Source organism: Rhizobium sp. AC27/96 (assembly GCF_001692325.1).
Lineage (GTDB): Bacteria > Pseudomonadota > Alphaproteobacteria > Rhizobiales > Rhizobiaceae > Rhizobium.
On record NZ_LXKN01000018.1, the window covers coordinates 981,649 to 1,007,856 of the forward strand.

General features: G+C 60.0%; 23 protein-coding genes. 13 read left to right on the forward strand and 10 right to left on the reverse strand.

What is annotated here, in order from left to right:
* Nucleotides 1-16: 16 nt before the first annotated feature.
* Nucleotides 17-157, forward strand: a complete 141-nt coding sequence (locus tag A6U86_RS35460) for a hypothetical protein (protein ID WP_158008762.1) — start codon at nucleotides 17-19, stop codon at nucleotides 155-157.
* Between the two features lie 21 nt (nucleotides 158-178).
* On the opposite strand, the gene A6U86_RS18165 is transcribed toward A6U86_RS35460, so the two are convergent.
* Nucleotides 179-1,645 carry a DHA2 family efflux MFS transporter permease subunit gene (locus tag A6U86_RS18165; protein WP_198929066.1) on the reverse strand — a complete coding sequence of 489 codons (1,467 nt, stop codon included), beginning with the start codon at nucleotides 1,643-1,645 and terminating at the stop codon, nucleotides 179-181.
* Between the two features lie 416 nt (nucleotides 1,646-2,061).
* Between A6U86_RS18165 and A6U86_RS18175 the strand changes: the two genes are divergently transcribed.
* Nucleotides 2,062-2,856, forward strand: a complete 795-nt coding sequence (locus tag A6U86_RS18175; protein ID WP_068393849.1) for a FadR/GntR family transcriptional regulator — start codon at nucleotides 2,062-2,064, stop codon at nucleotides 2,854-2,856.
* 60 nt (nucleotides 2,857-2,916) lie between these two features.
* On the opposite strand, the gene A6U86_RS18180 is transcribed toward A6U86_RS18175, so the two are convergent.
* Nucleotides 2,917-4,413, reverse strand: a complete 1,497-nt coding sequence (locus A6U86_RS18180) for an MDR family MFS transporter (protein WP_068393854.1) — start codon at nucleotides 4,411-4,413, stop codon at nucleotides 2,917-2,919.
* A 323-nt stretch (nucleotides 4,414-4,736) separates the two neighbouring features.
* On the opposite strand from A6U86_RS18180, the gene A6U86_RS18185 reads away from it, so the two are divergent.
* The 10 genes from A6U86_RS18185 (at nucleotide 4,737) to A6U86_RS18230 (ending at nucleotide 16,840) form a co-directional block, all read left to right on the forward strand.
* A complete protein-coding gene (locus A6U86_RS18185; RefSeq protein WP_068394108.1) occupies nucleotides 4,737-5,870 on the forward strand; it encodes an ROK family transcriptional regulator in 1,134 nt (377 codons plus the stop codon).
* Nucleotides 5,871-5,877: 7 nt separating this feature from the next.
* On the forward strand, nucleotides 5,878-7,320 hold the full coding sequence (locus A6U86_RS18190) for a M81 family metallopeptidase (RefSeq protein ID WP_068393856.1): 1,443 nt from the start codon (nucleotides 5,878-5,880) through the stop codon (nucleotides 7,318-7,320).
* 191 nt (nucleotides 7,321-7,511) lie between these two features.
* A complete protein-coding gene (locus tag A6U86_RS18195) occupies nucleotides 7,512-8,249 on the forward strand; it encodes a FadR/GntR family transcriptional regulator (RefSeq protein ID WP_068393857.1) in 738 nt (245 codons plus the stop codon).
* A gap of 85 nt (nucleotides 8,250-8,334) precedes the next feature.
* Complete coding sequence (locus A6U86_RS18200) at nucleotides 8,335-9,843, forward strand: ABC transporter substrate-binding protein (RefSeq protein ID WP_068393858.1); 1,509 nt, start codon at nucleotides 8,335-8,337, stop codon at nucleotides 9,841-9,843.
* Between the two features lie 69 nt (nucleotides 9,844-9,912).
* Complete coding sequence (locus A6U86_RS18205) at nucleotides 9,913-10,860, forward strand: ABC transporter permease (RefSeq protein WP_068393859.1); 948 nt, start codon at nucleotides 9,913-9,915, stop codon at nucleotides 10,858-10,860.
* On the forward strand, nucleotides 10,857-11,735 hold the full coding sequence (locus tag A6U86_RS18210; RefSeq protein WP_068393861.1) for an ABC transporter permease: 879 nt from the start codon (nucleotides 10,857-10,859) through the stop codon (nucleotides 11,733-11,735). Before A6U86_RS18205 ends, A6U86_RS18210 begins: the two co-directional genes overlap by 4 nt.
* 22 nt (nucleotides 11,736-11,757) lie before the next feature.
* Complete coding sequence (locus tag A6U86_RS18215; RefSeq protein ID WP_068393863.1) at nucleotides 11,758-13,545, forward strand: gamma-glutamyltransferase family protein; 1,788 nt, start codon at nucleotides 11,758-11,760, stop codon at nucleotides 13,543-13,545.
* Between the two features lie 5 nt (nucleotides 13,546-13,550).
* Nucleotides 13,551-14,309, forward strand: coding sequence for a DUF1028 domain-containing protein (locus tag A6U86_RS18220; RefSeq protein ID WP_068393865.1), 759 nt, complete (start codon nucleotides 13,551-13,553; stop codon nucleotides 14,307-14,309).
* A 52-nt stretch (nucleotides 14,310-14,361) separates the two neighbouring features.
* Nucleotides 14,362-16,212 carry an ABC transporter ATP-binding protein gene (locus A6U86_RS18225; protein ID WP_068393867.1) on the forward strand — a complete coding sequence of 617 codons (1,851 nt, stop codon included), beginning with the start codon at nucleotides 14,362-14,364 and terminating at the stop codon, nucleotides 16,210-16,212.
* A 79-nt stretch (nucleotides 16,213-16,291) separates the two neighbouring features.
* The gene (locus tag A6U86_RS18230; protein ID WP_068394110.1) at nucleotides 16,292-16,840 is read left to right on the forward strand and encodes a glutathione peroxidase; all 549 of its coding nucleotides are present in this window, start codon (nucleotides 16,292-16,294) and stop codon (nucleotides 16,838-16,840) included.
* A 51-nt stretch (nucleotides 16,841-16,891) separates the two neighbouring features.
* Here the strand turns inward: A6U86_RS18230 and A6U86_RS18235 are convergent, their stop codons facing one another.
* The 7 genes from A6U86_RS18235 to A6U86_RS18265 form a co-directional block, all read right to left on the reverse strand.
* Nucleotides 16,892-17,977, reverse strand: coding sequence for an ABC transporter ATP-binding protein (locus tag A6U86_RS18235; protein WP_068393868.1), 1,086 nt, complete (start codon nucleotides 17,975-17,977; stop codon nucleotides 16,892-16,894).
* Between the two features lie 3 nt (nucleotides 17,978-17,980).
* On the reverse strand, nucleotides 17,981-18,889 hold the full coding sequence (locus tag A6U86_RS18240; RefSeq protein ID WP_068393869.1) for a carbohydrate ABC transporter permease: 909 nt from the start codon (nucleotides 18,887-18,889) through the stop codon (nucleotides 17,981-17,983).
* Nucleotides 18,889-19,827 carry a carbohydrate ABC transporter permease gene (locus A6U86_RS18245; RefSeq protein ID WP_077467726.1) on the reverse strand — a complete coding sequence of 313 codons (939 nt, stop codon included), beginning with the start codon at nucleotides 19,825-19,827 and terminating at the stop codon, nucleotides 18,889-18,891. The genes A6U86_RS18240 and A6U86_RS18245 overlap by 1 nt, the downstream gene beginning before the upstream one ends.
* Before the next feature lie 71 nt (nucleotides 19,828-19,898).
* Nucleotides 19,899-21,146, reverse strand: coding sequence for an ABC transporter substrate-binding protein (locus A6U86_RS18250; RefSeq protein ID WP_083196876.1), 1,248 nt, complete (start codon nucleotides 21,144-21,146; stop codon nucleotides 19,899-19,901).
* Nucleotides 21,147-21,355: 209 nt separating this feature from the next.
* The gene (locus A6U86_RS18255) at nucleotides 21,356-22,477 is read right to left on the reverse strand and encodes a Gfo/Idh/MocA family protein (RefSeq protein ID WP_068393872.1); all 1,122 of its coding nucleotides are present in this window, start codon (nucleotides 22,475-22,477) and stop codon (nucleotides 21,356-21,358) included.
* A gap of 11 nt (nucleotides 22,478-22,488) precedes the next feature.
* Nucleotides 22,489-23,418, reverse strand: a complete 930-nt coding sequence (locus A6U86_RS18260; RefSeq protein WP_158008763.1) for a sugar phosphate isomerase/epimerase — start codon at nucleotides 23,416-23,418, stop codon at nucleotides 22,489-22,491.
* Between the two features lie 235 nt (nucleotides 23,419-23,653).
* A complete protein-coding gene (locus tag A6U86_RS18265) occupies nucleotides 23,654-24,715 on the reverse strand; it encodes a LacI family transcriptional regulator (protein ID WP_244509985.1) in 1,062 nt (353 codons plus the stop codon).
* A 39-nt stretch (nucleotides 24,716-24,754) separates the two neighbouring features.
* Here A6U86_RS18265 and A6U86_RS18270 point away from each other — a divergent pair, with 39 nt between their 5' ends.
* Nucleotides 24,755-25,087 carry a hypothetical protein gene (locus tag A6U86_RS18270; protein WP_083196878.1) on the forward strand — a complete coding sequence of 111 codons (333 nt, stop codon included), beginning with the start codon at nucleotides 24,755-24,757 and terminating at the stop codon, nucleotides 25,085-25,087.
* A gap of 59 nt (nucleotides 25,088-25,146) precedes the next feature.
* Here the strand turns inward: A6U86_RS18270 and A6U86_RS18275 are convergent, their stop codons facing one another.
* The gene (locus A6U86_RS18275) at nucleotides 25,147-25,935 is read right to left on the reverse strand and encodes an HpcH/HpaI aldolase/citrate lyase family protein (protein ID WP_068393877.1); all 789 of its coding nucleotides are present in this window, start codon (nucleotides 25,933-25,935) and stop codon (nucleotides 25,147-25,149) included.
* Nucleotides 25,936-26,208 lie beyond the last annotated feature (273 nt).

Consider the following 26,208-nt stretch of genomic DNA (forward strand, 5'->3'; position numbering starts at 1 on the left):
AAAGGGAGGGCTCATTATGGCAGTATACGATTGGAGCGGGCACCGCGTCCGCCGGATGAAAGTGCTGCGCACCGCAAGCTTTGCGATGCTCTTGATTATCCTGATGGCCATACCGGCAATATTGTTGCACTATAATCTCATCCAATATCCGCATTGAACGAACCTGCAATACAGACCGTCACGCCGCCTTCTTCACGCCAGCCTTCGGTTTGCGTGACACGTTATCGCCAGCCTTGCGATCGAGCGGCAGGCAATCGAGCACGGCGAGCAGCGCAATAATCCCGAGCAAGACGAAGGCGAGGCGAAACTCGATGGCGACGATGCCGCCGATGCCAAGCGGCGCGCTGACGGCCTGACCAATACGGATACCGATCGCGCCCACGGCAATGCCCATGCCCATCGTCAACTGGAAAACCGTGCTGAACAGCGTGTTGGCGCCCGTCATCTGCCGCGGCGGAATGTCGGCAAAAGCAATCGTGTTCAACGCCGTGAAATGCATGGAGCGGCACATGCCGCCGATGAACAGCACCGGCACGATGAACCAAAGTGGCTTATCGGGCGAAAACAAAGCGCAGGCGGCAATGAAGACGGCATTCAGGATGCCATTGACGATCAGCACCGGCTTGAAGCCGAAGCGGCGCAGGATCGGCGTCGTTGCCGGCTTCATGGCCAGATTGCCGGCAAAGACCGCCAGTGTCAGCATGCCGGCATGAAAGGCGCTGAGCCCGAAGCCGACCTGAAACATCAGCGGCAGCAGGAACGGCACCGCGCCGATGGCGGTACGAAACAGCGATCCGCCGGAGATGGTGACTGCGAAGGTCGGCAGCTTCAATCCGGAGAGATCGATGAGCGGATGCTCTGTCCTTCGGAAGTGAAAAACGGATAGGGTCAGAAGGACCAGCCCGACCGCTACATAGGCTCCGGCTTCCAGCCAGACAGGGTCGGGACGACCGATCAATTCCAGCCCATACATCAGGCTTGCCAACCCAACGCCGCTGACGATGAACCCGATCCAGTCGAAAGGCGGTCGCGCCGTGCTCTTGGTTTCGGGAATGAGCATGGGCGAAAAAACGAATGCCAAAATACCGAGCGGCAGGTTGAGGAAGAAAATCCAGCGCCAGCTCGCATGGTCGGTAATGAAGCCGCCGAGCGGCGGTCCCAGAACGGGCGCGACCAGCGCCGGCCAGGTGATCGTCGCAATTGCCGAAATCAACTTGTCCTTCGGTGTATTGTTCAAGACTACGAGCCGGCCCACCGGCACCATCATCGCCCCGCCAATGCCCTGCAGGATGCGCATCGCGACAAACGAGCCGATGCCGTTGGCAAAGCCGCACAGGACCGAGGCGAGCGTAAAGATGACGACAGCCGTGGTGAACACCAGCCGAGCGCCGAAACGATCGCTGATCCAGCCGCTGATCGGAATGAAGACCCCGAGCGTCAGAAGATAGGCGCTCATGCCGATATTGAGATCGACCGGACGGGCACCGAAGGATACCGCCATTTGCGGCAGCGCCGTCGCGATAACAGTGCCATCCAGATTTTCCATGAAAAAGGCACCGGCCACGAGCAAGGCGATCAACAGCGACCGCGAACCCGCTAATGTCTGCTTTTCCTCCCGCTGCCCGCGCGTGGACATCTCATTCATTCGTCAGTCACTCCGAATCCTCCCGGCATTTCATCGCATTTAAGCGCTTCGGCAACGTTTACGATAGATCGAAATCGTCCCATCAATCGCTCTTGCGATCACGTTTCGCCTATTGAAGTGGGCGCAATTTGATCGCCGTTCAGCTCAGTCTCACGGTGCAGGCAAGCGCGGAGCGTCGGGCGCTCAAGCATTACATCGGTAAACAGAGCGATCACAGCGGGCTAGTAGGCATTCGCGCACAAGACATGGTAGGGTTTTTCGTAGAAACATGCCGCATGAAGAACGACAGGATCGATATCGGAAACTATGGAACAGCCTCAAACAAGCCCAGACATCAGCATGAAGCCTACCAAGCAAGTATAGACTGATGATTATTCTCTCGATGGCGCAGCAATAGGAAATGAGAGCCCCGCATAATGAAACAAAGCCTTGACGCAATGCCCACTCCGGCCACCCCGGAGTCGAAACTGATCGTAACGCAATCACCATTCGATGCCTTTGTGCGAAAATACGGTACGATCCCTCGGCGTGGCGTCTTCGGCTATTTCGTCCACGAGCTTGGTCGCCGCATCGTTGGCGGGCACTATCCGGTCGGCACGACATTGCCGAACGAGCCAGACCTAGTCGAACAGTTCGGCATCAGCCGCACCGTCATCCGCGAGGCGATGAAATGCCTTGCCGGCAAGGGGCTGGTGGAAATCAAAACCCGCGTCGGCACACGCGTCAAGGAACGCTCCAACTGGCATCACCTCGATACCGATGTCATGGTCTGGTATTACGAGACCGGGCCTTCGGTGGAAATCATGCGCGCGATCAAGGATCTCCGGCTTGCACTGGAGCCGGAAGCAACGGCCCGCGCGGCTGCGCGCTGCACTGAGCAGGACATTGCCGCCATTCGCTCCGCTTACGAGGACATGGCTTCCAGCATCGGTGACATCAACACCAATGCCGATGCCGACCTGCGCTTTCATACGGCGATTTTCGCCGCCACCCACAACATGATCTATTCGCAGTTGATCGACCTGATCGCGGTCGGGATCTATGCCAATCGCACGCTTTCAGGTCTCGAGGATATCGCGGAGGGCCAGAAGCGCGCCCTGCCCTTTCACAAGGCCATTCTCGATGCGATCGCCGCGCGCGATTCCGAGGCCGCGCTTCATGCCTCCCGGCGCCTGCTCGAATCCTGGCTTATGACCTACGACGACACCTGATCCGCTTGCCCCGACGCAGAACAGATGCCGGCACCCAAAACCAGTGCCGGCATCGTTCCATCAATGCGTCATGGCATCCTGTGCATCCGTCTTGACTGCCGTCCGGCGACCGGCGTCGTGAGCCACCGGAATGAGCCAGATGGTTGCGAAGGTCGTGACGGCGACAACGACGACTGCCCAGAAGCTCCAATGCAGAGCGGCGTCAAAAACACCCCTGATGGCCGGATCGCCCCCGAGATCGGAAAGCCCGGTTGGTTGGTTCAGAAGGTCGTGTAGCCTGGTAGCCAGTTCACCGCTGCCGTAATGCGCGATGCCGACATTCATGATCGCACCCAGCGCCGTGGCGCCAAGCGTATTGCCGAGGCTGCGCGAGAAGATGATCGACGCGGTCGCGCTGCCGCGCATCGACCACTCGACGCTCTCCTGCACCAGCACGACACTGGTGAGGCTGATGAGGCCCATGCCGAAGCCCATCAGAAACGAGCCGACGCCGGCGATGATCGGGCTGCTCTCCGGGGTGAGGAAGAGGAGAAAGAGAGCGCCGAACGGAAACATGAAACTGCCGGCGCGCAATGTCCTGCGGATGCCGAACATGCGGAAGAACCGGCTGGCTAACATCACCGCCAGCGGCCAGCCGACGATCAGCATGGTCAGGGTGAAGCCGGCCTCAAGAGGCGACCGGCCGAGAACACCTTGAACATAAATCGGCAGAACCGTCGTCAGGCCGATCAAGGCCATGCCGGCAAGCAGGGTCGCGGCATTGCTGGTTGCGATCAATCGCTGGCTCCAGAGCGCGATCGAGATGATCGGTTCAGGCGCCCGCCTTTCCTGCCAGATGAACAGGATGCCGCTGAGAATAAAGACGATCGCTAGGGGACCAAGAACGGCAAAGCCGGAATCGGTTTCCGTCAGAATGACCAGCAGCGATACGACGGAGATCGAAAACAGGATCGTGCCGAGATAGTCGATCTTCGCTTCGCGCGGCGTGATGCGCTCATGCAGGAAGAATATGAAGCCGGCGATGGAAAGGACGCCAACCGGCAGGTTGATCCAGAAGATCCACGCCCAGGAGAGATTGTCGACGATGATGCCGCCGGCGAGCGGACCGATGACGGCCGACACCGCCCAGACGCTGGCAAGCGCGCCCTGCACTTTGGCGCGCTCTTCCAGCTTGTAGAGATCGCCGACCACCGTCATCGTCACCGGCTGGATGGCGCCGGCGCCCAGGCCCTGCAACAGCCTGAAAGCGATCAGCGACGCCATCGACCAGGCAAAGCCCGCAAGCGTCGAGCCGACGAGAAAGATCAGTATGCCGCCGATCAGCATGGGCTTGCGGCCGAAAATATCGGAAAGCTTGCCATAGATAACCGTCGTGGTGGACTGCGCCAGCAGAAAGGCCGAGAAGACCCAACTGTAATAGGTGAACCCGCCGAGCTGGCCGACGATGCGCGGCGTGGCGGTCGCGACAATCGTCGCTTCGACGGCAACCATGAAGGTCGCAAGCATGATCGAGACGATGACCAACGGGCGTCTCGAACGATCGACCGTGCTGGACATGGTATTCCTTTCTGACTGCTGCACCCGGCATCGAATACGCACAGGCCGTCGAGGCGGCATGGTTGAGCGTTTGATTTTTGGAATCGACGCCGGAAGACGAGGCGACTGAGGGGATTTTGCCTGAATTGTTATGATAAGCATTGCATACTGATATGGGGAGGTGTCAACTGTTTAAACGCAACTGCAGATCGCGTGGCTTGACTGAATCCATCTATTGCGATGTCCGCCAATAAGCCATTCTCTAAATTAATTTCCGTTGATTTGTTTATTTCCTGAACTTATTGTCGGAAAAAACAGACCAAGATCTGAGGCGGAACGTCGAATTGCTCACCTCTTCCCAGCAGCAGCTTCTGCGCGTGATCAGCCAATCAGGCCCGCTGAGCCGCACCGTTCTTGCAGCATCCATGGGTTTGAGCAAGGCAGCGATGAGCGGAATTGCCCGTGACCTGATCTCCCTTGGCGTCCTGCACGAGACAGAGACGATCTATGGCCAGGGCCGCCCGTCGATCCTGCTGGATCTGCACCCGGAGGGCGCCTTCTTCGTCGGTATTTCATTGCTTGAAGACCCTGCGCCGATGGTGCTCAGCGATTTCAACGGCAACATCGTCGCACGCCAGACCATGCCGCGATCCCGCGATCCGGAGATTATCGCCGAGTCGATAGCCGAGATGCTGCCGAGACTGCTGACGGAACGCGAGGATGCACTCCGCAAGCTTTACGGCATCGGCATTGCGCTCTCGGGCTTTGTCGACGAGAAACAGGCAAACTGCGTCCAATCGACATTGCTCGGCTGGAAGGACGCGCCGCTTGCGAGCATCGTCAGGCAGAAGACCGGCATCGACACCTTCATCGAGAACGACGCAAAGGCCGTCGCCGTCAGCGAGAAACTGTTCGGCAGCACGCGCGATGTGCAGAACTTCAGCGTGGTCTCCTTCGATGAAGGCATCGGCTGCGCGCATTTCATCGGCGGCAATCTCTATCGCGGCAATCACGGCGGTGCCGGCGAGATTGCCCATTGCACCATCGAACCCAATGGCTCGCCCTGCCGCTGCGGTAAGCGTGGCTGCCTCGACACGGTCGCCTCGATGAAGGCGATCAAGGAAATGGCGAAGGCTGAAGGTCTCGCCTGCAATTCTCTCGACGATCTGGAGGCCGAGGCTTCGCTCGGCAATGCGGCAGCCATCCGCATCCTGCATCGCGCCGGCAATGCGCTTGGCCTGGCAATTGCCCATCTGATCCAGTTCAACGATCCCGGCATGATCCTGATCACCCATGTCGAGGGCCGCTTCGACGGCCTCTTCGGCACCGTCATGCGCCAGGCAGCCGAGGCGAACGTATTGCCGCGCTATGCCGGCCAGACGCCGATCCGCACGCAGCGCGTCGATGGCGATGTCTGGGCACGCGGCGCCGCAAGCATTGCCGCCCATAATTTTCTGATTGGTCCCACCCCGAATTGAGGTTCCCATGCGCATCGCCGTCGGAGGCATTCACATCGAATGCAGCACCTATAATCCCGTCCTGAACGAGGAGAAGGATTTTCGCGTTCTTCGTGGCGAAGAGCTGATAGCCGCGCCCTACTTCGCCTTTCTTCGGGATTATGACGGCGAATTCCTGCCGACCATCCATGCCAGGGCCATCGCCGGCGGTCCGGTCGCCCGCCATACATATGAGGCCTTCAAGGCCGAGTTCCTGGAGCGCCTGAAGCCATTGCTGCCGCTCGACGGGCTCTACCTTGCCATGCACGGCGCCATGTATGTCGAAGGCATGGAAGATGCCGAGGGCGATTGGATCAGCGCCGCGCGCACCGTTGTCGGCGACGATTGCATGGTTTCGGCCAGCTACGATCTGCACGGCAACGTCACCCAGCGCATCATCGATGCGCTCGACATGTATTCCACCTATCGCACCGCCCCGCATATCGACGTCGAAGAGACCATGCGCCGCGCCGTGAAGATGCTGACGGAAAGCCTGAAGACCGGCGTCAAGCCGATCCTGCTCTGGGCACCGATCCCTGTGGTATTGCCGGGCGAGCGCACGAGCACTGTCGATGAACCGGCCAAGAGCCTTTATGACATGTTGCCAGAGATCGATGCCATCGACGGCGTCTGGGATGCCTCGCTGATGGTCGGTTATGTCTGGGCCGACGAGCCGCGTGCCACGGCCGCTGCCATCATGACCGGCACGGATCGTGCGGTTCTCGAACGGGAAGCGAAACGTCTCGCGCAGGCCTATTGGGATGTGCGCAAGGATTTCGTTTTCGGCTGCGAGACCGGCACCATCGAGGAGTGCGTTGCCAAGGCAATCGCCAGCCCGACCGCGCCTGTGGTTCTGGCCGAGTCCGGCGATAATCCCACAGGCGGCGGCGTCGGAGATCGCGCCGATGTGCTCGCTGAGCTTATCGCCAACAATGCGAAGGGCGTCATCTTCGCCGGTATCGCCGATAAGGCAGCCACGGAAGCCTGCTACGCGGCTGGCATTGGCGCCACCCTCGATCTCTCGGTTGGCGCATCGCTCGATACGAAGGGAAGCAAGCCCGTAAAAGGCAGCTTCACCGTCAAATTCCTGCTCGAAGCCGCAGACCCGATCGATGCGCAGGCGGTGGTCTCCATCGGCGGCATTGATCTGGTGTTGTCGGTAAAGCGCCGCCCCTATCACAATATCTCCGACTTCACGCGCCTTGGCCTCGATCCGCACAATGCAAAGATCATCGTCGTCAAGTCAGGCTATCTCTCGCCGGAACTGGCGCCGATCGCCAATCCGAACCTGATGGCGCTTTCGCCGGGGGTCGTCGACCAGTTCGTCGAACGCCTGCCACGATTGCGCAAGACAAAGCCGACCTATCCCTTCGACAAGGACTTCGAGTTCACCCCCGAGACGGCGATCTCGGCGCGGACCATCGGTCGCTGAACCCCAAGCCCGGCGCCAATACGCCGGGCAAAATCTATCCAGAATTGCACTCAGACGGCACTGTTTCAAAGGCCGTTTCGGTGCATTGCGCACAAACATTGTGCATTGCATAAATTGCACAAAAAAGAGCTTGACGGCAGGGTTGTGTTGAACTTTTATTGAACCAATTCGAAATTGGTTCACCCCTCGACATGGCAATCAGCAGCCTTCCGGAGAATTCGGTCTATGCCCTGGAAAAGCTCCGGGGCCTTTTGAATTCGGATGAATTGTCGGGAGACGGAAAACTTCCGACTGAGCGCGCCCTGTCGGAAACCTTCGGCATCAGCCGCCGCGCCATCCGGCGAGCGCTGGAGGTACTGGAGGCCGAGGGTCGCGTGTGGCGACGCCAGGGTTCTGGAACCTATGCCGGGCAGCGCCCGGACGGCTGGAGCGAGCATGTCAGTTCACTGGTCGCCGGCACCGATCTCATGGAAGTCATGGAGGTGCGCCTGCGCATCGAGCCGCAATTGGCCCAGCTAGCGGCCATGCGCGCCAAGCCCGATGACATCGACCGCATGTATGAATTGACGAAGAAAATCACCGCCAGCGACGATGCCGACAGCCGCGAGCTTTGGGATGGCGCGCTACATCGGCTGATCGCCGAAAGTGCCGGCAACCAGTTCTTTTTGACCATCTTCGACGTCATCAACCATGTTCGCCAGGACGAGGCATGGCAAACCATTCGCGAATTGGCCCGCAGCATCAACAAGACGCGCCCAGTCTCCTATGCGCAGCATATGGCGATCATCGACGCCATTGCAGCGCGCAACCCGATGCGTGCGGCCGAAGCCATGCGCGAGCATCTGCTGATGCTCCAGGAAAGCCTGATCCGTATCACCTCGCTCGATGCGCGACACCAGCAGGAACCGCTGACTGAAGAGGTGGGCTGACCAAAGGCCTGCCCGCACCAGACCACGGCCGGAGAGGAAACCGGCCGAGACTGCAAAAAACGAAAATCATAATCAGGAGAACAAGATGAAGATCGCCAAATTCCTGACATCGCTTGCCGCCGGTGCCTTGGTTGCATTGCCGGCTTTCGCTGTCGAACTCAAGATCGGCCTGCAGGATGATGCCGACGCGCTGGACCCGGCTCAATCGCGCACATTCGTCGGCCGCATCGTCTATACCGCCCTTTGCGACAAGCTTGTCGACGTCACCCCGGATCTGCAGTTCGTGCCGCAGCTCGCCACCTCGTGGAAATGGTCCGCTGATGGCAAGCAGCTGATCATGGAACTGCGCCAGGGCGTCAAGTTCCAGGACGAGACGCCGTTCAACGCACAGGCGGTGGTCGATAATATCCAGCGCTACCAGACCTTGCCGGAATCGCGCCGCAAAAGCGAGCTCTCCTCCGTCGCCAAAGTCGAGGCATCGGGCGAATACCAAGTCACCTTCACGTTGAAGGCGCCCGACGTCACGCTGCTCGCCCAGCTTTCCGACCGTTCCGGCATGATGATCTCGCCGACGGCGGCGAAAGCCACCGGAGCGAAGTTCGGCGATCATCCCGTCTGCTCCGGGCCGTTCAAGTTCGTCGAGCGCGTACAACAGGACCGCATCGTGCTTGAGAAGTTCCAGGATTACTGGAACAAGGACAATATCTTCATCGACAAGGTCACCTACCTGCCGATCCCCGACACGACGGTTCGCCTCGCAAACCTGCGCTCCGGCGATCTCGACATGATCGAGCGCGTGGCGGCATCCGATGTCGGCACGGTGAAGAGCGACCCCAATCTCGTTTATGCCGATGCGATCGGCACCGGCTGGCTCGGCGTCTATGCCAATGTCGGCAATGGTGCGCGCGCCGATAATCCGCTCGGCAAAGACAAGCGCCTGCGTCAGGCCTTCTCGCTGGCGATTGATCGCGAAGCCGCCATGCAGATCGTCTTTGACGGCACCGGTCTTGCCGGCAATCAGCCATTCGCACCCAACAGCCCGTGGTTCGACAAGGATGTGCCGGTTCCCGCCCGAGACGTCGACAAGGCCAAGGCCCTCATCAAGGAAGCCGGCTTCGACCGGATCCCCGTCGAGCTTGCGGTCGCCAACAATCCCGTCTCGATGCAGATGATGCAGATCATCCAGTCTATGGTCGCCGAAGCCGGTTTCGATGTGACGCTGAAAACTACCGAATTTGCGACGCTGCTGGACGCGCAGTCGAGCGGCAACTACCAGCTCAGCCGATCTGATTGGTCCGGCCGCTCCGATCCCGACGGCAATATCCAGCAATTCGTGACGACCGGCGCCGGCCTCAACGATTCCAAATACAGCAATCCCGAGGTCGACAAGCTGCTGCTTGAGGCACGCCAGTCCCAGGACAATGCCGTGCGCAAGCAGAAATACGATGCAGCCGAGGCCATCCTAGACAAGGACCTGCCGATCATCTTCCTCGGACATCAGGCCTGGATCTGGGCCTACAACAAGAAGGTGTCCGGCTTCGTTGCCTCGCCAGACGGAATGATCCGTCTTGCCGGTGTGAAGAAGAGCAACTGAGCCAGAACGCCATGCGGGCCTCCCCCGCATGGCTCTTCCGGCATTCGATAGCGCGGCGAGGATCTGCCCATGTATAGCTATATCGGAAAGAGGCTGCTCGTCGCGATACCGACGCTGCTGATCATTTCGATCTTCGTCTTCTCCCTGCAGAAGCTTCTGCCGGGCGACCCCGTGCTGGCCATGGCTGGCGAGGAGCGCGATCCGCAGGTTCTCGAGCTGCTGCGCGAGAAGTATCGCCTGAACGACCCCGTCATCTATCAATATGGTTACTGGCTGCAGGGTGTCGCCAAGGGTGATCTCGGCGTTTCGCTGCGCACCAACCAACCGGTGCTGACGCTGGTTGCCGAAAAGCTGCCGGTCACCATCCAGCTTGCCGTCATGTCGATGATCTTCGCCTTCGCCATCGGCATTCCAATGGGCATATTGGCGGCTGTGAAAAAGAACACATTCATCGATTTCCTGGCCAATATCGTTGCCCTCTGCGGCCTGTCTGTGCCAAATTTCTGGCTCGGCATCATGCTGATCCTGCTGGTTTCCGTGAAGCTTCACTGGCTGCCGGCTTCCGGATATCAGCCATTCTTCGAGGCCCCCTGGCGCTCGATCCAGACCATGCTGATGCCGGCCTTCGTGCTCGGCAATGCGCTCGCAGCCACGCTGATGCGCCACACTCGCTCTTCGATGCTCAGCGTGCTTAGCGCCGACTATATCCGTACGGCCCGCGCCAAGGGCCTGCCGGAGACGGCGGTGGTCCTGCAGCACAGCTTCCGCAATGCCGTCCTGCCCATTGTCACCGTCAGCGCCCTGCTCTTCGGCGAGCTTCTGGCCGGCGCTGTCCTGACCGAACAGATCTTCACCATCCCCGGCTTCGGCAAGCTGATCGTCGATGCCGTCTTCAACCGGGATTACGCAGTCGTCCAGGGCGTCGTGCTCTGCACGGCTATCGGCTTCATCGCGATGAACCTGATCGCCGACATTCTCTATGTCCTCCTCAATCCACGCATGAGGGCAGCCCTATGAGCACGATCGTACAGACGGCCGCAGCCGCGCCCTCAGCCAAGCGCGCTCCCAATCGGGCCTGGCGCAAGTTGAAGGCCAACAAGGGCGCGCTCGTCGGGCTTGGCATCATCCTTTTCTTTACCGTGCTCGCAGTGCTGGCACCGCTCCTACCCATCCCCGATCCTGTCGCCACCAGCTGGTCGGCGATCCGCAAGGCGCCGTCGGCAGCGCATTGGCTCGGCACCGACGATCTCGGCCGGGACATCCTCTCCCGCATGATCTGGGGAGCGCAGGCGTCCTTGATGGCCGGCATCTTCTCGGTCGCCATCGCCGTCGCCATCGGTGTGCCCTTCGGCCTGATATCCGGCTATTACGGCGGCTGGATCGATCAGATCATCTCTCGCATCACCGAAGCCTTCCTGGCGATGCCCTTCCTCATCACTGCCATTGCGCTTGCCGCCTTTCTCGGACCGAGCCTCACCAATGCGATGATCGCCATCGGCCTTTCGGCAACGCCGGTCTTCGTGCGGCTGACGCGCGGTCAGGTGCTGGCGGTGAAGACAGAAGAATATGTCGAAGGCGCCCGATCGATCGGATTGCGTCACTTCAGCATCATCACCCGCTATATCCTGCCGAACGTCTTTGCACCCATCCTGGTGCAGGCAACGCTCACCATCGCGACAGCCATCATCGCAGAGGCCAGCCTTTCCTTCCTTGGGCTCGGCCAGCAGCCGCCGGCTCCGAGCTGGGGCTCGATGCTCAATGTCGCCAAAAACTATCTCGAACAGGCGCCCTGGATGGCCATGTGGCCGGGTGCCGCCATCTTTCTCGTCGTGATCGGCTTCAATCTCCTCGGCGACGGCCTGCGCGATGCGCTCGACCCGCGCGAAGCATGAATAAACTGAAAAGGTGCCCCCAATGACCGCATTCACCACTCGCCCTGAAATTCTCGGAACCTTCGGCGTCGTCACGTCAACGCACTGGATCGCCTCCGCCGTCGGCATGAGCATTCTCGAAAAGGGCGGCAACGCCTTCGACGCCGCCGTCGCGACCGGCTTCGTGCTGCAGATCGTCGAGCCGCATCTCTGTGGGCCAGGCGGCGATATGCCGGCCATCCTCTATTCGAAGAAAAAGGACAAGGTCGAGGTCATCTGTGCCCAGGCGCCGGCGCCGGCTGGAGCGACGATCGAGCACTATACGAAGGAAGGGCTGAAGCTGATCCCCGGAGATGGCCTGCTCGCCACCGTCACTCCCGGTGCCTTCGACGGCTGGATGCTGATGCTGCGCGACTACGGCAGGCTCACCGTCCGCGACGTCCTTGAACCGGCCATCCATTATGCCGAGAACGGCCACCCCATCCTGCCGCGTGTTTCCGCCACCATCGCAGGTCTTGCCGATTTCTATCGCGGGGAGTGGCCGACCTCCTATGAGACCTGGCTCCCCGGAGGCTCCGCCCCGGAACCCTGGTCCAACTTCAAAAATCCGGTTCTTGCCGAAACCTGGAAGCGTGTCGTTGCGGAGGCCGAAAGCAAGAGCGACCGCGAAGAACAGATCGAGGCGGCCCGCGATGCCTTTTATCGCGGCTTTGTTGCGGAGGCGATCGACACCTATGTCAGCAAGGCCGAAGTGATGGATGCGAGCGGCCAGCGCCACAAGGGCGTGCTGACGGCCGACGATATGGCCAATTGGTCCGCCACGATCGAGGAACCGAAGACCTACGACTATCACGGCTGGACCGTCGCCAAGATCGGTCCGTGGGGCCAAGGACCGGTCTTCCTGCAGGCTCTGTCGCTGCTCAAGGGCTTCGACATTGGCGGTATGGATCCGGCAGGCACGGACTTCGTTCACACGGTCACGGAAGCGATGAAGCTCGCCTTTGCCGATCGAGAAGTCTATTACGGCGATCCGAATTTCACGACCGTACCGCTCGATACGCTGCTGTCGGATGCCTATGCCGATGAGCGCCGCAAGCTCATTTCCCCGGAGGCCTCACTTGCGTTGCGCCCAGGCAAGCTGCCGGGATTCGAGAGCCAGTACGATCTCACCATGAAGATGCTCGAAACTCCCGAAGCCAAGGGCGGCGCGGTCTATGAGCCCACCATGTCGCATCTCACCGAAAAGCGCGGCGACACCGTGCATATCGACGTGATCGACCGCGAGGGCAATATGGTCTCCGTCACTCCCTCCGGCGGCTGGCTGCAATCCTCACCGATCATTCCCGGCCTCGGCTTCTGCCTGAATTCGCGTGCGCAAATGTTCTGGCTGAAGCCGGGCCTGCCCTCCTCGCTTGCCCCGGGCAAACGCCCGCGTACGACGCTGACCCCGACGCTGGCGCTGCGCGAGGGCCGGCCGACACTCGCCTTCGGCACGCCCGGCGGTGATCAGCAGGAACAATGGCAGCTCTCCTTCTTCCTGCGCTATGTCCACCACGGACTGAACCTGCAGGAAGCGATCGACAAACCGCTGTTCCACAGCACCCATTTCCCGAGCTCCTTCTATCCGCGCACACGCGAGCCCGGCGGCCTGACGGCGGAGGCGAACTTCAACACCGAAGTGCTCGATGCCCTCCGCAGGAAAGGCCATCAGCTAACCGTTGCGCCGGAATGGACCGTGGGGCGGCTTACCGCAGCGCGGCGAGATAAAGATGGCCTCTTGCGCGCTGCAGCAACACCGCGTTTGATGCAAGCCTACGCCATTGGGAGATAGCGCCGATGACCTGGTCGATCGTTGCCCGTGAGCCGGAAACGGGCCATCTCGCCATTGCAGTCGCCACGCGCTTCTTTGCCGTCGGCAGCATCGTGCCGCATGTTCGCGGCGGCATCGGCGCTGTCGCGACACAGGCCTTTGCCAGCCCGCTTTACGGCATCGATGGACTAGCGATGCTGGCTGCAGGTCACGCGCCGAGCCAGATCATCGAAACGCTAAGTGCCCGTGACGAGGGGCGCGAGCAGCGGCAGTTTCACCTGATCGACAGCAAGGGCAACAACGCTGCCTTCACCGGTGCCAAGTGCGTCGATTGGGCAGGCCATCTGGTCGATGACAATGTCTCGGTTGCCGGCAATATGCTGGCGGGTCCGCAGGTGATTGCCGAGACGCTTGCGACCTTCAAGAAGACCGAAGGAAAGCCGCTCGCAGACCGGCTGCTCGAAGCCATGCGTGCCGGTGAGAATGTCGGCGGCGACAAGCGCGGCAAGCAATCGGCCGCACTCGTGATTTACCGCGATCAGGACTATGCCTGGCTGAACATCCGCGTCGATGACAGCGCCGATCCGCTCACCGAACTTGAGCGGCTCCATGCCGTCGCACAGGAACGCTATCTCCATGTCGGCGAAACCATGCCGACACGGCAGAACCCGAGCGGGATGACCGACCGCCGCGAGATCGATGAGAAGATTGCGGCTCTCGACGCTGCAAGGATTGCCGAGGGGCGTCCTTCGGCTTCCTTCGCCACCACACCGGTACCATCATGAACAGCGTCGATTGAAATCTGGCCAGCGCGTAAGATCATAAAAAGGGAACTCTATGCCGACAGTTACAACGCAACAGAACGATCCGAGTGTGCAGCCCGTTCTTGCCGTTTCCAATCTGACGACCTCGTTTCTGGTCGATGGCGAATGGCGTCAGGTGGTCAGGAATATCTCCTTTGACGTCATGCCGGGAGAAACGGTTGCCATCGTAGGCGAAAGCGGCTCCGGCAAGAGCGTCACTTCGCTCTCGATCATGCGGCTGCTCGCCAAGGGTAGTAGCCGTATCGAAGGTTCCGTCCGGCTCAATGGCCGCGACATCCTTTCTCTTCCGGAGGGCGAGATGCGCAAGGTCAGGGGCAAGGATATCGCCATGATCTTCCAGGAGCCGATGACTTCTCTCAATCCGATCTTCACCATCGGCCGGCAGATTTCCGAAGCGCTCACCTGCCATGGCGACATCTCCAAGGCTGAGGCCAGAGCGGAAACCATTCGCCTGCTCGAAAAAGTGCGTATCCCCAACGCATCCTCGCGCTTCGACGAATATCCGCATCAGTTTTCCGGCGGCATGCGCCAGCGCGTGATGATCGCCATGGCGCTTGCCTCACGCCCGAAACTCCTGATCGCCGACGAGCCAACGACGGCGCTCGACGTCACCATTCAGGGGCAGATCCTCGACCTCATCAAGGTGCTGCAGGAGGAGGAAGGCATGTCCGTTCTCTTCATCACCCACGACATGGGTGTCGTCGCCGAGATCTCCGACCGCACCATCGTCATGTATCGTGGCGAAGCGGTGGAAACAGGCAAAACCGATGACATCTTCCATCGCGGCCAGCATCCCTACACTCGTGCGCTGCTCTCGGCCGTACCGCGGCTCGGCTCGATGAAGGATCAGGCCCAGCCTTTACGTTTTCCCGTCGTGGACGCGCAGACTGGCGAGCGCAGCGAACCCAAGGCACTTGCCGACACGGTCGACCATGGCAAGACGCCGGTTCTCGAAGTCAAGAATCTCGTCACCCGCTTCGAACTTCGCGGCGGCCTGCTCGCCCGCCCCACGGGCGCCATTCATGCGGTCGAGAATGTCTCCTTCGATCTTGCCCAAGGAGAGACCTTATCGCTGGTGGGCGAATCCGGTTGCGGCAAGTCGACGACGGGACGCTCCATCATGCGCCTCATCAATCCCAAGTCCGGGGACGTCCGCCTCGACGGTTATGACGTGATGAAACTAAGTGCACCGGACCTGCGCCGCATGCGCCGCAGCATCCAGATGATCTTTCAGGACCCCTTCGCCAGCCTCAATCCGCGCATGACCATCGGAGCGGCTGTCGCCGAGCCCTTCATCGAGCATCGCCTCGGTTCGCGCGCCGAGGCTCGCGAGAAAGCCGCCGACCTTTTGGAGCGTGTCGGGCTGAGGGCCGATATGATGAGCCGCTACCCGCATGAATTCTCGGGCGGCCAGCGCCAACGCATCTGCATTGCCCGCGCGCTTGCCCTCGATCCAAAGGTGATCGTTGCCGACGAAAGTGTCTCGGCGCTCGATGTTTCGATCAAGGCGCAGGTCTGCAATCTGCTGATGGACCTGCAACAGAGCCTCAACCTCTCCTATCTCTTCATCTCGCATGACATGGCCGTGGTGGAGCGTGTCAGCCATCGCGTCGCGGTGATGTATCTCGGCGAGATCGTCGAAATCGGCCCCCGCGCTTCCGTGTTCGAAAACCCGCAGCATGCCTATACGAAGAAGCTCATGGCGGCGGTTCCCGTGCCGGATCCGTCGCGCCGCGGGATCAAGCGCAATCTGGCTGTCGATGAATTGAAGAGCCCGGTGCGGCCAGTGGGATATACGCCGCCGACGCGGCACTACCGGGAAGTCTCGACCGGCCATCTGGTCAGGATGGAAGAGGCCGCCTGAGACGGTTTCAGACCTTGACGTCCGTCAAATCCAGGCAAATATCAGCATCCTGTTTCCCGTCTCACTTGGAGTGAATGAAATGACCGACAGCGTGCTCGATATTCCGGTAAAGAGGATCGACGGCAGCGATACGACGCTTGCCGATTATCGCGGCAAGGTGATCATGGTCGTCAACGTCGCCTCCAAATGCGGGCTGACGGTGCAATACGAAGGGCTGGAAAAGCTTTACGAGGACAAGCGCGATGAAGGTCTCATCATCGCCGGCTTTCCCGCTAATGATTTCAAGGGCCAGGAACCCGGCACGAACGAGGATATCCTGAGCTTCTGCACGCTGACCTACGACGTGCAGTTCCCGATGTTTTCCAAGATTGCCGTCACGGGCGTAGAGCGGCATCCACTCTACAACGGCCTCATCGCCTCCGGCGTCGAAACGACGGGCGATGGGCCGATGCGCGAGCGCCTTGCAAAGCACGGCCTCGAGACCGGAGAGGATGGCGGCATCGTCTGGAATTTCGAGAAATTCCTGATCGGCCGCGACGGCAAGGTCGCCGCCCGTTTTGCGCCTGACGTGACAGCGGATGATCCGCGTCTTCTGTCTGCTCTCGACAAGGAACTGGCCCGCTCATAGAGCGATTGAACAATTCCAGCAAAACCGCTGCATAATTTTGCTGGAATTGCTTTAAAGCCGCTGCCCATCCTCGCCGAACAACGATGCGAGAGCCGGCTGGAAATAGACCGGCTGCTCGCTGTTCAGTGCGACCTCTTCATCGGCATCGATACGCACCGACACAGTTTCATTGCCAACCTGGCCCCAGATCAGATTGTCCGACCCCATCGGCTCGACGATCGTGAAGGTCGCCGGCAGGCTTGAGGCGCGATCGCTGGCCGCGTTGAACTGCATCTGCTCCGGCCGCACACCAAGCGTGGCCTTGCGGCCCTCGCCGGGTGTGCCGGAAAACTCATAGCCGTTGAGATCGATCGTCCGGCCATCTGCAAGCCGAAAGCCCGGCACGCCGTTACTGCTCGTGACTTGCCCCGACAAAAAGTTCATCGAGGGCGAGCCGACGAAGCCCGCAACGAAGCGATTGACCGGTCGGCGATAGATTTCCTTCGGCGAGGCAAACTGCTGGATGACTCCGCCGCTCATGACGGCGATGCGATCGGCCAGCGTCAGCGCCTCGATCTGGTCGTGCGTGACATAGATCATGGTCGAGCCGAGGCCACTGTGCAGTCGTTTCAGCTCGACGCGCAGTTCGGTTCGAAGCTTCGCATCGAGGTTGGAGAGCGGCTCGTCAAACAGGAAGACATCGACATCGCGCACCAGGGCCCGGCCGATTGCGACGCGCTGGCGTTGGCCGCCTGAGAGTTCGCCCGGCCGACGCTTGCGCAAGGGATCGATCTGCAGGATCTGCACGGCACGATCGACGCGCTGGGCAATCTCCTCCTTCGCCATACCGGCAATGCGCAGCCCGAAGGAGAGATTTCCTTCGACCGTCATCGTCGGATAGAGCGCATAGGATTGAAACACCATGCCGATGCCGCGATCCTTCGGCTCCTCCCAGGTGACGTTCTTGTCGCCGATCCAGATCTGGCCGTCACTGATATCGGTAAGGCCGGCAATGGCATTAAGCAGGGTCGACTTGCCGCAACCGGAGGGGCCGAGCAGGACGATGAATTCGCCCGAATTCACTTCGAGATTGAGCGATTTCAGCACATTGACAGCGCCGAAATTGATTGCAAGTTCGCGAATGGAAACATTGGCCATGAACTAACCCTTGACTGCGCCCGCGGTGATACCGCGCACGAACCAGCGACCCGAACCGAAATAGACGATCAACGGAATAAGGGCGGTCAGAATGGTTGCCGCCATGTTGACGTTGTAAAGCTTCTCGCCCTGGGTGGAGTTGACGATGTTGTTGAGCTGCACGGTCATGGGGAAGTTTTCCCGGCCGGCGAAGACGACGCCGAACAGGAAATCGTTCCAGATGCCGGTCACCTGCAGGATCCCCGCGACGACGAGGATGGGGATCGACATGGGGATCATCAGCCGGAAGAAGATCTGCCACAACCCTGCCCCGTCGATGCGGGCAGCCTTGAACAGTTCCATCGGCAGGCTGGAATAGTAGTTGCGAAACAGCAGCGTCAGCACGGGCAGGCCGAAGACCGTATGGGTGATGATGATGCAGGGCAGTGTCGAATAGATGCCGATGTCGCGATAGATCAGCACCAGCGGATAGATAAACACCTGATAGGGAATGAATGCTCCGAGCAGGAGGATGGCGAACAGCACGTTCGCGCCCCTCACCCGCCAGAAGGAGAGGGCATAGCCGGTCAGCGACGAAATGAAGATCGACAGGATCATGCTCGGGATCAGGATCTTTACCGAATTCCAGAAGCCGACGCTGATGCCGCCGCATTCAAGGCCGGTGCAGGCCGTGCTCCATGCCTGCACCCAGGCATCGGCAGACCACGCTTGCGGAAAGGCGAAGATATTGCCCTGCCGGATCTCCGGCATGGATTTGAACGAGGTGACGAGCATTACATAAAGCGGTAGCAGGAAGAACAGCGCCGCCATGACCAGAAAGGCATAGAGGCCGATGCGCCCGGGCGTCAGATGCTGCGGTTTGCGTCCGGTCGGACCCTGCATGGTGGCTTTGACGGAAGATGGTGTCGTCATCAGTTGCCCCTCGGTTTTTCACGGAAATATTCGTAGTAGAGCCACGGCGTCACCACGACGACCACGGTCGCGAACATGACGGTCGATGCCGCGGTCGCCAGCCCGATATTGCCGCGACCGAACAGGTAATCCATGATGAATTTCCCGGGCACTTCGGTCGAAATCCCAGGCCCGCCGCCGGTTGTCGCCAGCACCAGTTCGTAGACCCTGACAACGGCGATCGCCAGAAGCACGCTGGCGGTGATGATGGTCGGCCTCAGGATCGGGATGACGATGTGGAGATAGACGCGCCAGCTCGGAATGCCGTCGATGCGGGTCGCCTTCCATAGTTCGCGGTCGACGCCGCGCAATCCCGCCAGCATGATCGCCATCACCAGGCCCGTCGATTGCCATATGCCGGCCAGCACGATGACGTAGAGCGCCAGATCGCTCTGGACGATCCAGTCGAAGCGGAACCAGGTGAAGCCGATGCTGTCGGCAACCTTCTGTAGGCCAAGCGTCGGATTCATGATCCACTGCCAGACGAGGCCCGTGACGATGAAGGACATTGCGAAGGGATAGAGGAAGATCGTCCGGAACGTGTTTTCGAAGCGAACCTTCTGGTCGAGAGCAACCGCGAGAAGGAAGCCGAGAATCAGACAGCCGGCGATGAAGAGAATGCCGAAAACCACGACATTCTGCAGCGATATCTGCCAGCGCGCGGTGTCAAACAGCCGCTCGTACTGCTTGGTTCCTACGAAGATATTGACCGGCAGCACCTTGCTGTCCGTGAAAGATATCCAGATGTTCCAGACAACAGTCACGACATAAGCCAACAGCACGATGACGAAGGCCGGGAACAGGGCGATATAGGGCGAAAAACGCATTTTCCTGCGGGTTGCGCCCGGCTTTACGACGGTCGCACCGACAACGGCAGCGCTTGTTTCAGGTGTGCTCATGGCGCTCCTCCTCAGCATTCATGAAAACCGGCGGCAGGCGAACCTGCCACCGCATGGATGTCGATTGAAGCTTACTTCGCCTGGTCGATGACCTTGGCGAACTGATCGGCGAACTGATCTGCCGTCATGCTGGGGGTCGTCCAATATTGGGCGATCAAGTCGCCTTCCGTCTGGACGATGTCCTGCGGCGTCAGCACGTCAGAGGTCAGGATCTGACGGGTCGGATCCTTGAGGGCGTTCAGGCCCTTCTGCGCGCAGGCATCGAGCTTCGACGTATCAACATCGAGACGAACCGGCACGGAGCCCTTCTTGGAGTTGAAGGCCAGCTGACCTTCCTTGGACATGATGACCGTTGCCAGCAAGGTCTGGGCATCGACCGCCGTCTTGTCCTTCAGGACCGGGAAGACGAAGATATCGCCGCCCATCATGAAGTTGGATTCACCCGGTCCGAGGATGCAGCCGAAATCCTTGTCGGCAACGAGGCCGGCATGGATGAATTCGCCCTTGGCCCAGTCACCCATGAACTGGATGCCGGCCTTGCCGTCGATCAGCATGCCGGTCGCGACGTTCCAGTCACGGTTCGGGCTGCCCGCATCCTGGTAGTTGCGCAGCTTGGCGAAGACTTCGGCGACATGCTTGAACTTGTCGGACTTGACGGCATTGGTATCGAGGTCCTTCCAGACCTTGCCATAGAGGTCCTTGCCGCCTTCACCGAGAAGGATGGCGTTGAACATCAGCTGGAGCTGCCAGGGCTGGCCACCGACGGCGACCGGGATCAGGCCTGCAGCCTTGATCTTGTCGAGCGCGGCAAACATTTCATCCCAGGTCTTCGGCTCTTCGGTCACACCTGCCTTGGCGAAAACGGGCTTGGAGTAGAACAGCCAGTTCTGACCGTGGTCGTTGATCGGCGCGCCGTAGATATGGCCCTGAAACTGGATGGCCTGGTAGAAGGCTGGCGTCAGAACGGATTTCCAATCCTGTTCCTTGGCGAGATCGTCGAGCGGACGCAGCAGGCCCTGCTGGGCGAGGTCATTCATCTGGGTGCCGGTATTGAACTGCATCGCCGTCGGCGGGTTGCCGCCGATGATGCGGTTGATGCCGATCGGTCTAGCCGTCGAGCCGGAGCCGGCAATCGCGGTATCCACCCAATCGCCGCCGGCGGCGTTGAAGGCCTTGGCCAGCTCCTTCACGGCGGCGGCTTCGCCACCGGACGTCCACCAATGCAGGACCTCGGCTTTCTTGCCTTCGGCCAGAGCGCCGGTCACGCTTGCCGCGACCAACGCCGTGGCGCCGACCAATGCCATCATCAATTTACGCATATGTTCCTCCTCCTTTGAAAACGTTCTCCAAACGCTTGTGCTCAGCGACCGTAGTCCCCCCGGACATCGGCCGCCGAATTTTGTAGTCCTCCAAAGCTATGCCGCCGGGCCTCCGTTCCCTGCGGCAAGTGGGCAATGCTTCCTCAGGCATTGCCCCTCGTCAAGTCCACAGTCCAAAAGGACTGCATTTTCCTAAGCTATAGCGTAGCCTATGCGAAACGTCCCTCATTAATTGTACGTTGTATCGGGTCCGGACGGCCGCAGCTACTATGGATTGCAACGACGCTGCGTGATTGAGACGAGCGCTCGAATGCCGTCATGACTTCCAGGGCATGGAAGGCAAGTTCGGACGATACCCGATGCTGGCGCCCGGAGCGAAGGGAATCAACCATTTCCGCCGCGCCCAAACCGCGCAAGCCCAGATGGCCGGGCACGCCTTGGGTATAGGGATGGTCGATCGCGATCTCCTCCCAGGCATCGCCGCCATCGCGGAATATCTCGACCTTGCCGCTAAAGTTGTTCGGGTCCGGGGTCACCATGGTTCCCTCGGAACCATAAAGCTCGATCTGGTTGTGCTTGTGCTTGATGACATCGAAGCTGGTGGCGATGGTCACCGTGGCGCCACTGTGGAACTCCATCACGCCGGTCAGATGCGTCGGCACCAGCACCTTGATGGTTTCGCCGCGATGCGGATCGGTTTTCACCGTCCGCTCGATGCGGGTGATCTTTGCCGTTCCGAAGACTTCGCGCACCGGCCCGAGCAGGGCAATCAGGTTGGTGACATAATAGGGACCGACATCCAGCATCGGCCCGCCGCCGCGACCATAGAAGAAGGCGGGGTTGGGATGCCAATGCTCATGGCCGGGCAAAAGCAGCATGGCGGTAGCCGAGATCGTCTTGCCGATGCGGCCTTCGTCCAGAAGCCGCCGCGTCAGCTGATGGCCGCCGCCGAGGAAAGTATCGGGAGCGCAGCCGAGCCGCAGGTCGCCTGCCCGTGCGAGCGACATCAGCTCCTCCGCTTCGACCATTGAGACGCCGAGCGGCTTTTCCGAATAGACATGCTTGCCGGCAAGCAACGCCTTCTTGCTGATGGCATGATGCGACACCGGCGTCGTCAGATTGATGATCAGGCCGATTTCCGGATCAGCCAGCATCGTGTCGAGCGCCACGGCCTCGATACCGAACTGCGCGGCCAGCTTTTGCGCCGATGAACCGTAGAGATCGTAGACCGACTTCACGCGGATGAAATCGAACATGTGCAGGGTTGCGACATAGGTGGCGCTGATATTGCCGGCGCCGACAATGCCGACTTTCATGGGTTCGTTGCTCATTGGGACAGCCTCTAGGAAATGGTGATATCGAGTTCGGCGGCGGCGGCGCGCAGATAGCTCATGCCACGCCGCATTTCCTCATCGAATTCCGGTGTCGCCTCGCGGAAATGCGTCCAGTGCGACGCACCCGGCGCATCCTCCAGCTCCAACGTGATCGGGCCGGAATAGCCGATCGCCTGCAACGCCGCGAAAATGGCCTTCCAGTCGATCTTGCCGCGCCCCGGTCGCCAATGGGCGTTGGTATGGCCCTCATTGTCGGAAAAATGCGTGTTGTAGATGCGATCGCCGAGCGCCAGCACGACGTAATGCGGCATGTCGCCGGCGGGAAAGAGGTGGCTCGGATCGAAATTCAGACCGAGGTTGGGAGCGCCGGTACGTTCGATCAGGCGCAGCATGCCCTGGCCGGAACTGACCCAGCGATAGGGATGCGGCTCGATCGCAACCCGCAAATTGACCGCAGCGGCAATCTCGCAGGCCTTGGCAAAGCCGTCGACCACCAGATCATATTCACCCGTCCAGTCCCATTGCGGCTCGACGACTGCACCCCACTCCTGCGAAATCGGGCGCTGGAGGATCGGCTTGACGTCGGATTGAAAGGGATAGGGCGTCATGCTGGTAACGATAGGCGTGCCGATCTCGGCCGCCACATCCATTCCGCGCTTATAGCCCTCGAGATCGACTGTCGAAACCGGAGCATTCGCGGCGCGGCTGAAGGGCAGATTGAAGAAGAAGTTGGTGAGCACCAGCCCCTCGCCATCGGCGATGTGCTTCAACTCGCGAATGGTCTCCGGCGTATAATAGGCCAGCATGTCGACCGACCATGCCGTCAGCTCGAAGCCTTTACAGCCGGTGCGGGCCAGCCGCCGCAATGGTGCGGCGTAAGGCGGGTTCCAATTGAACGTCCAGATTGGTGATCCGAAAAAAAGCGAGCCCTGGCTCACGTCATCCTCCCTTGGAATATGATTGCCCGCCTGCGGCGAGGCTTTCATCTTCTTGCCGATCGGAGCCTCTATCCCCTCCAAACAGCAATTCGTAACGTTACGAATGATAGATAATAACGCAGCTGTCAAGCCGCCGCTTACGCCACAAAACAGTCAGCTTACCGATGAAATACGAAAATCGTAACGTTACGAACGGCTTGCCAGGATACATGATCCCCGCTCAGTGCCGCAAAGATCAGACTGATAACTTCTGGCTATTGTGATCGACGAATTCGGCCTGGACGATTTCACGCAATTCGCCGGGATCGTCACCGGCGATTGCCCGGCTTAGAAAGGCCGCCAGTCGCTCACCGATCGCGTGGTTGGAGTAATAAAAAGTGCTGAGCGGCGGATTGAAGAAATCAGGGAGTGCCGTGCCGCCGTAGGTGATCAAGGCGAAATTCTGTCCGGCTTGGCGCCCGATGTCGCGAAGACCGGCAAGGAAGCCAAGAGCAGCCTCTTCGCTCGCAACGAAAGCGGCCGTTGCATCCGGATTTCGCGCCGCCACGTGCCTCGCCATCTCGCGACCGCTATCGGGTGTTGCACCTGTGAAATGGATGAGATCATCTGCGACTTCGAGATGGCGTTCGGCAAAGGTTTTGCGCCAGCCCCGGACGAATTGCAGACCATAGGTGAACTGGTTGCTGGGCGCGATCAGCAGCGGCTTGCTATGGCCGGCATCGAGAAGCAGGCGCGCGGCTTGCGCCCCAATCACCTCGTGATCGAGATCGATGCTCGGATGCAAGCTCAACAGTTCGGTACGGCCGAAGGTGACAAAGGGCATGCCGACCTCAAGCAGATACTTCACCCGATCATCCTGCGGTGTCGTATGCGTGATGATGATGCCGTCGACGGACCCCTCCTCGACGATATCGCGCACAGTCGCCAGCGGATCATCGGCCTGCAATTGCGGCACGATGGTCGTGCGGTAACCCCTAGCCTTCATATAGCGCGATGCGCCCTCGATCAGCGAGGCGACGACAATGTTCATCTCGCCTTCGCGGCCAAAAGGCAGCACGATTCCAATCGCATGCGTCTTGCCGGTGCGAAGATTGATGCCGCCGAGGTTGGGGCGATAGCCGAGTTCGCCCGCAGCGCGCTTGACCAGCTCAATGGTTTCGCGATTGACCTCCGGTCCCTCCTTCAAGGCCCGGCTGACAGTTGTGACCGAGAGGCCGAGCGCCGTCGCAACGGTACGCAAGGTCACCCGCTGGCCCGCTTCGCGCCGCAAGCCACGTCCTACTGCCAATGCATGCACTTTCGCCAAATCGTTTCGCTCCGCCATGTCGACGCGAGAATGCCCGCAGCTGATTGGCGACGCAAGTGCGGTACGGCACTCCTTGACCAGGGAAAGGCGGGAATTCCTTGGCGGGCGCGCTCGCTAACAGAAAGCCGCCAGATGCAACTTTTTGTAATTGACTTTTATAAAAGCAATTTTAAAGTGCATAACATTGCAACACTACTTTTGAAAGAATGGCTCATGGACAGATATACCAAAACTGTTTTGACAATCATCGCCGTCGCACTCGCGGCAATCGCTATCCAAAACACAATTACACCGGCGCAAGCCGTCGGTGGCGGCTGCGGTACGGAGACCTACCGGCCCTGCTACGTAAAGCTGGTGAACTAGCGCAACCCATCGCTCGCTGCCCGTGGAATACCCCGGGCAGCTTTTATCCCAGCCGATTATCAATCAGCGCTTTTTCGCGCAGCCTGAATGGCCGCACGGGCACCCGCGCGCAGTTGCGCCGTATCCGTGCCGGCGATCACCAGATCGAGGCCGAGCTTCAGATATTGCCCGGCGCGCTCGCCATCACCAGCGAAGGCGCAGATGACCTTGCCGTGGGCGCGGCAGCGTGCGAGCGCGGTGGCGAGTGCCTGATCAATCGCAGCGCTATCGGGCGCAAGCCGCGCGCCGTTCGAAAGCGCGATGGAAAGATCGGACGGACCGACGAAGATGCCATCGATGCCGTCGACGGCAAGGATCTCGTCGATCGCATCCAGAGCCGTGCGGGTTTCGATCATGGCAATGGTAACCGTCAGGCTGTTGGCGCTTTGCAGATAATCTTCCGCCGGCAGGCCAAAATGATTGAGGGCGAGCGAAGGCCCCCAGCTGCGCTCGCCAAGCGGCGGATATTTCGTTGCCTTCACCAAAGCGCGGGCGTCGTCGGCAGAATTGATCATCGGCGCGATGATGCCCGAAGCGCCTGCGTCCAGGAGCCTCGACGCGGAGGCGAAATCGCCGACGGGGATGCGGGCAATGGCCGGCTTACCGGTCAATCTGACATAGGCAATGCCGTTTGCAGCCGATGTCATGTCCCACATGCCATGCTGCATATCCAGCACGACGCTATCGAAATCTTCCTGGGCAAGGTGATTGACGAACATCGGGTCGGGCGTGCCAACCCAGCCGGAGATCATGCCGCCATTTTCGCGGCGCTTCAGGCGCCCGGCAAAGCCGTTAATGTCAGTCGTCATATTGAATTTCCTCACCTGATCGAGCGCAAGCTCTGTCTTTCGCGATCGCCATCAACGTTCAAATCATGGCCACGATTGCCATCGACAATACTCAATTCCCAGAGTCGGGCCACCCTAAAGTGACCATTCGGAGCACAGGCGTCAAAAAAGCAGACGCTGCCGCGATTGTCGTGACGACGACGCCAGCTTCATCTCGAATTTGGCAGATGAACATGACAAATATCCCGACATCTTCGCTACTTAGCGAGCCGATCACACACTCGTCGCGTGAAA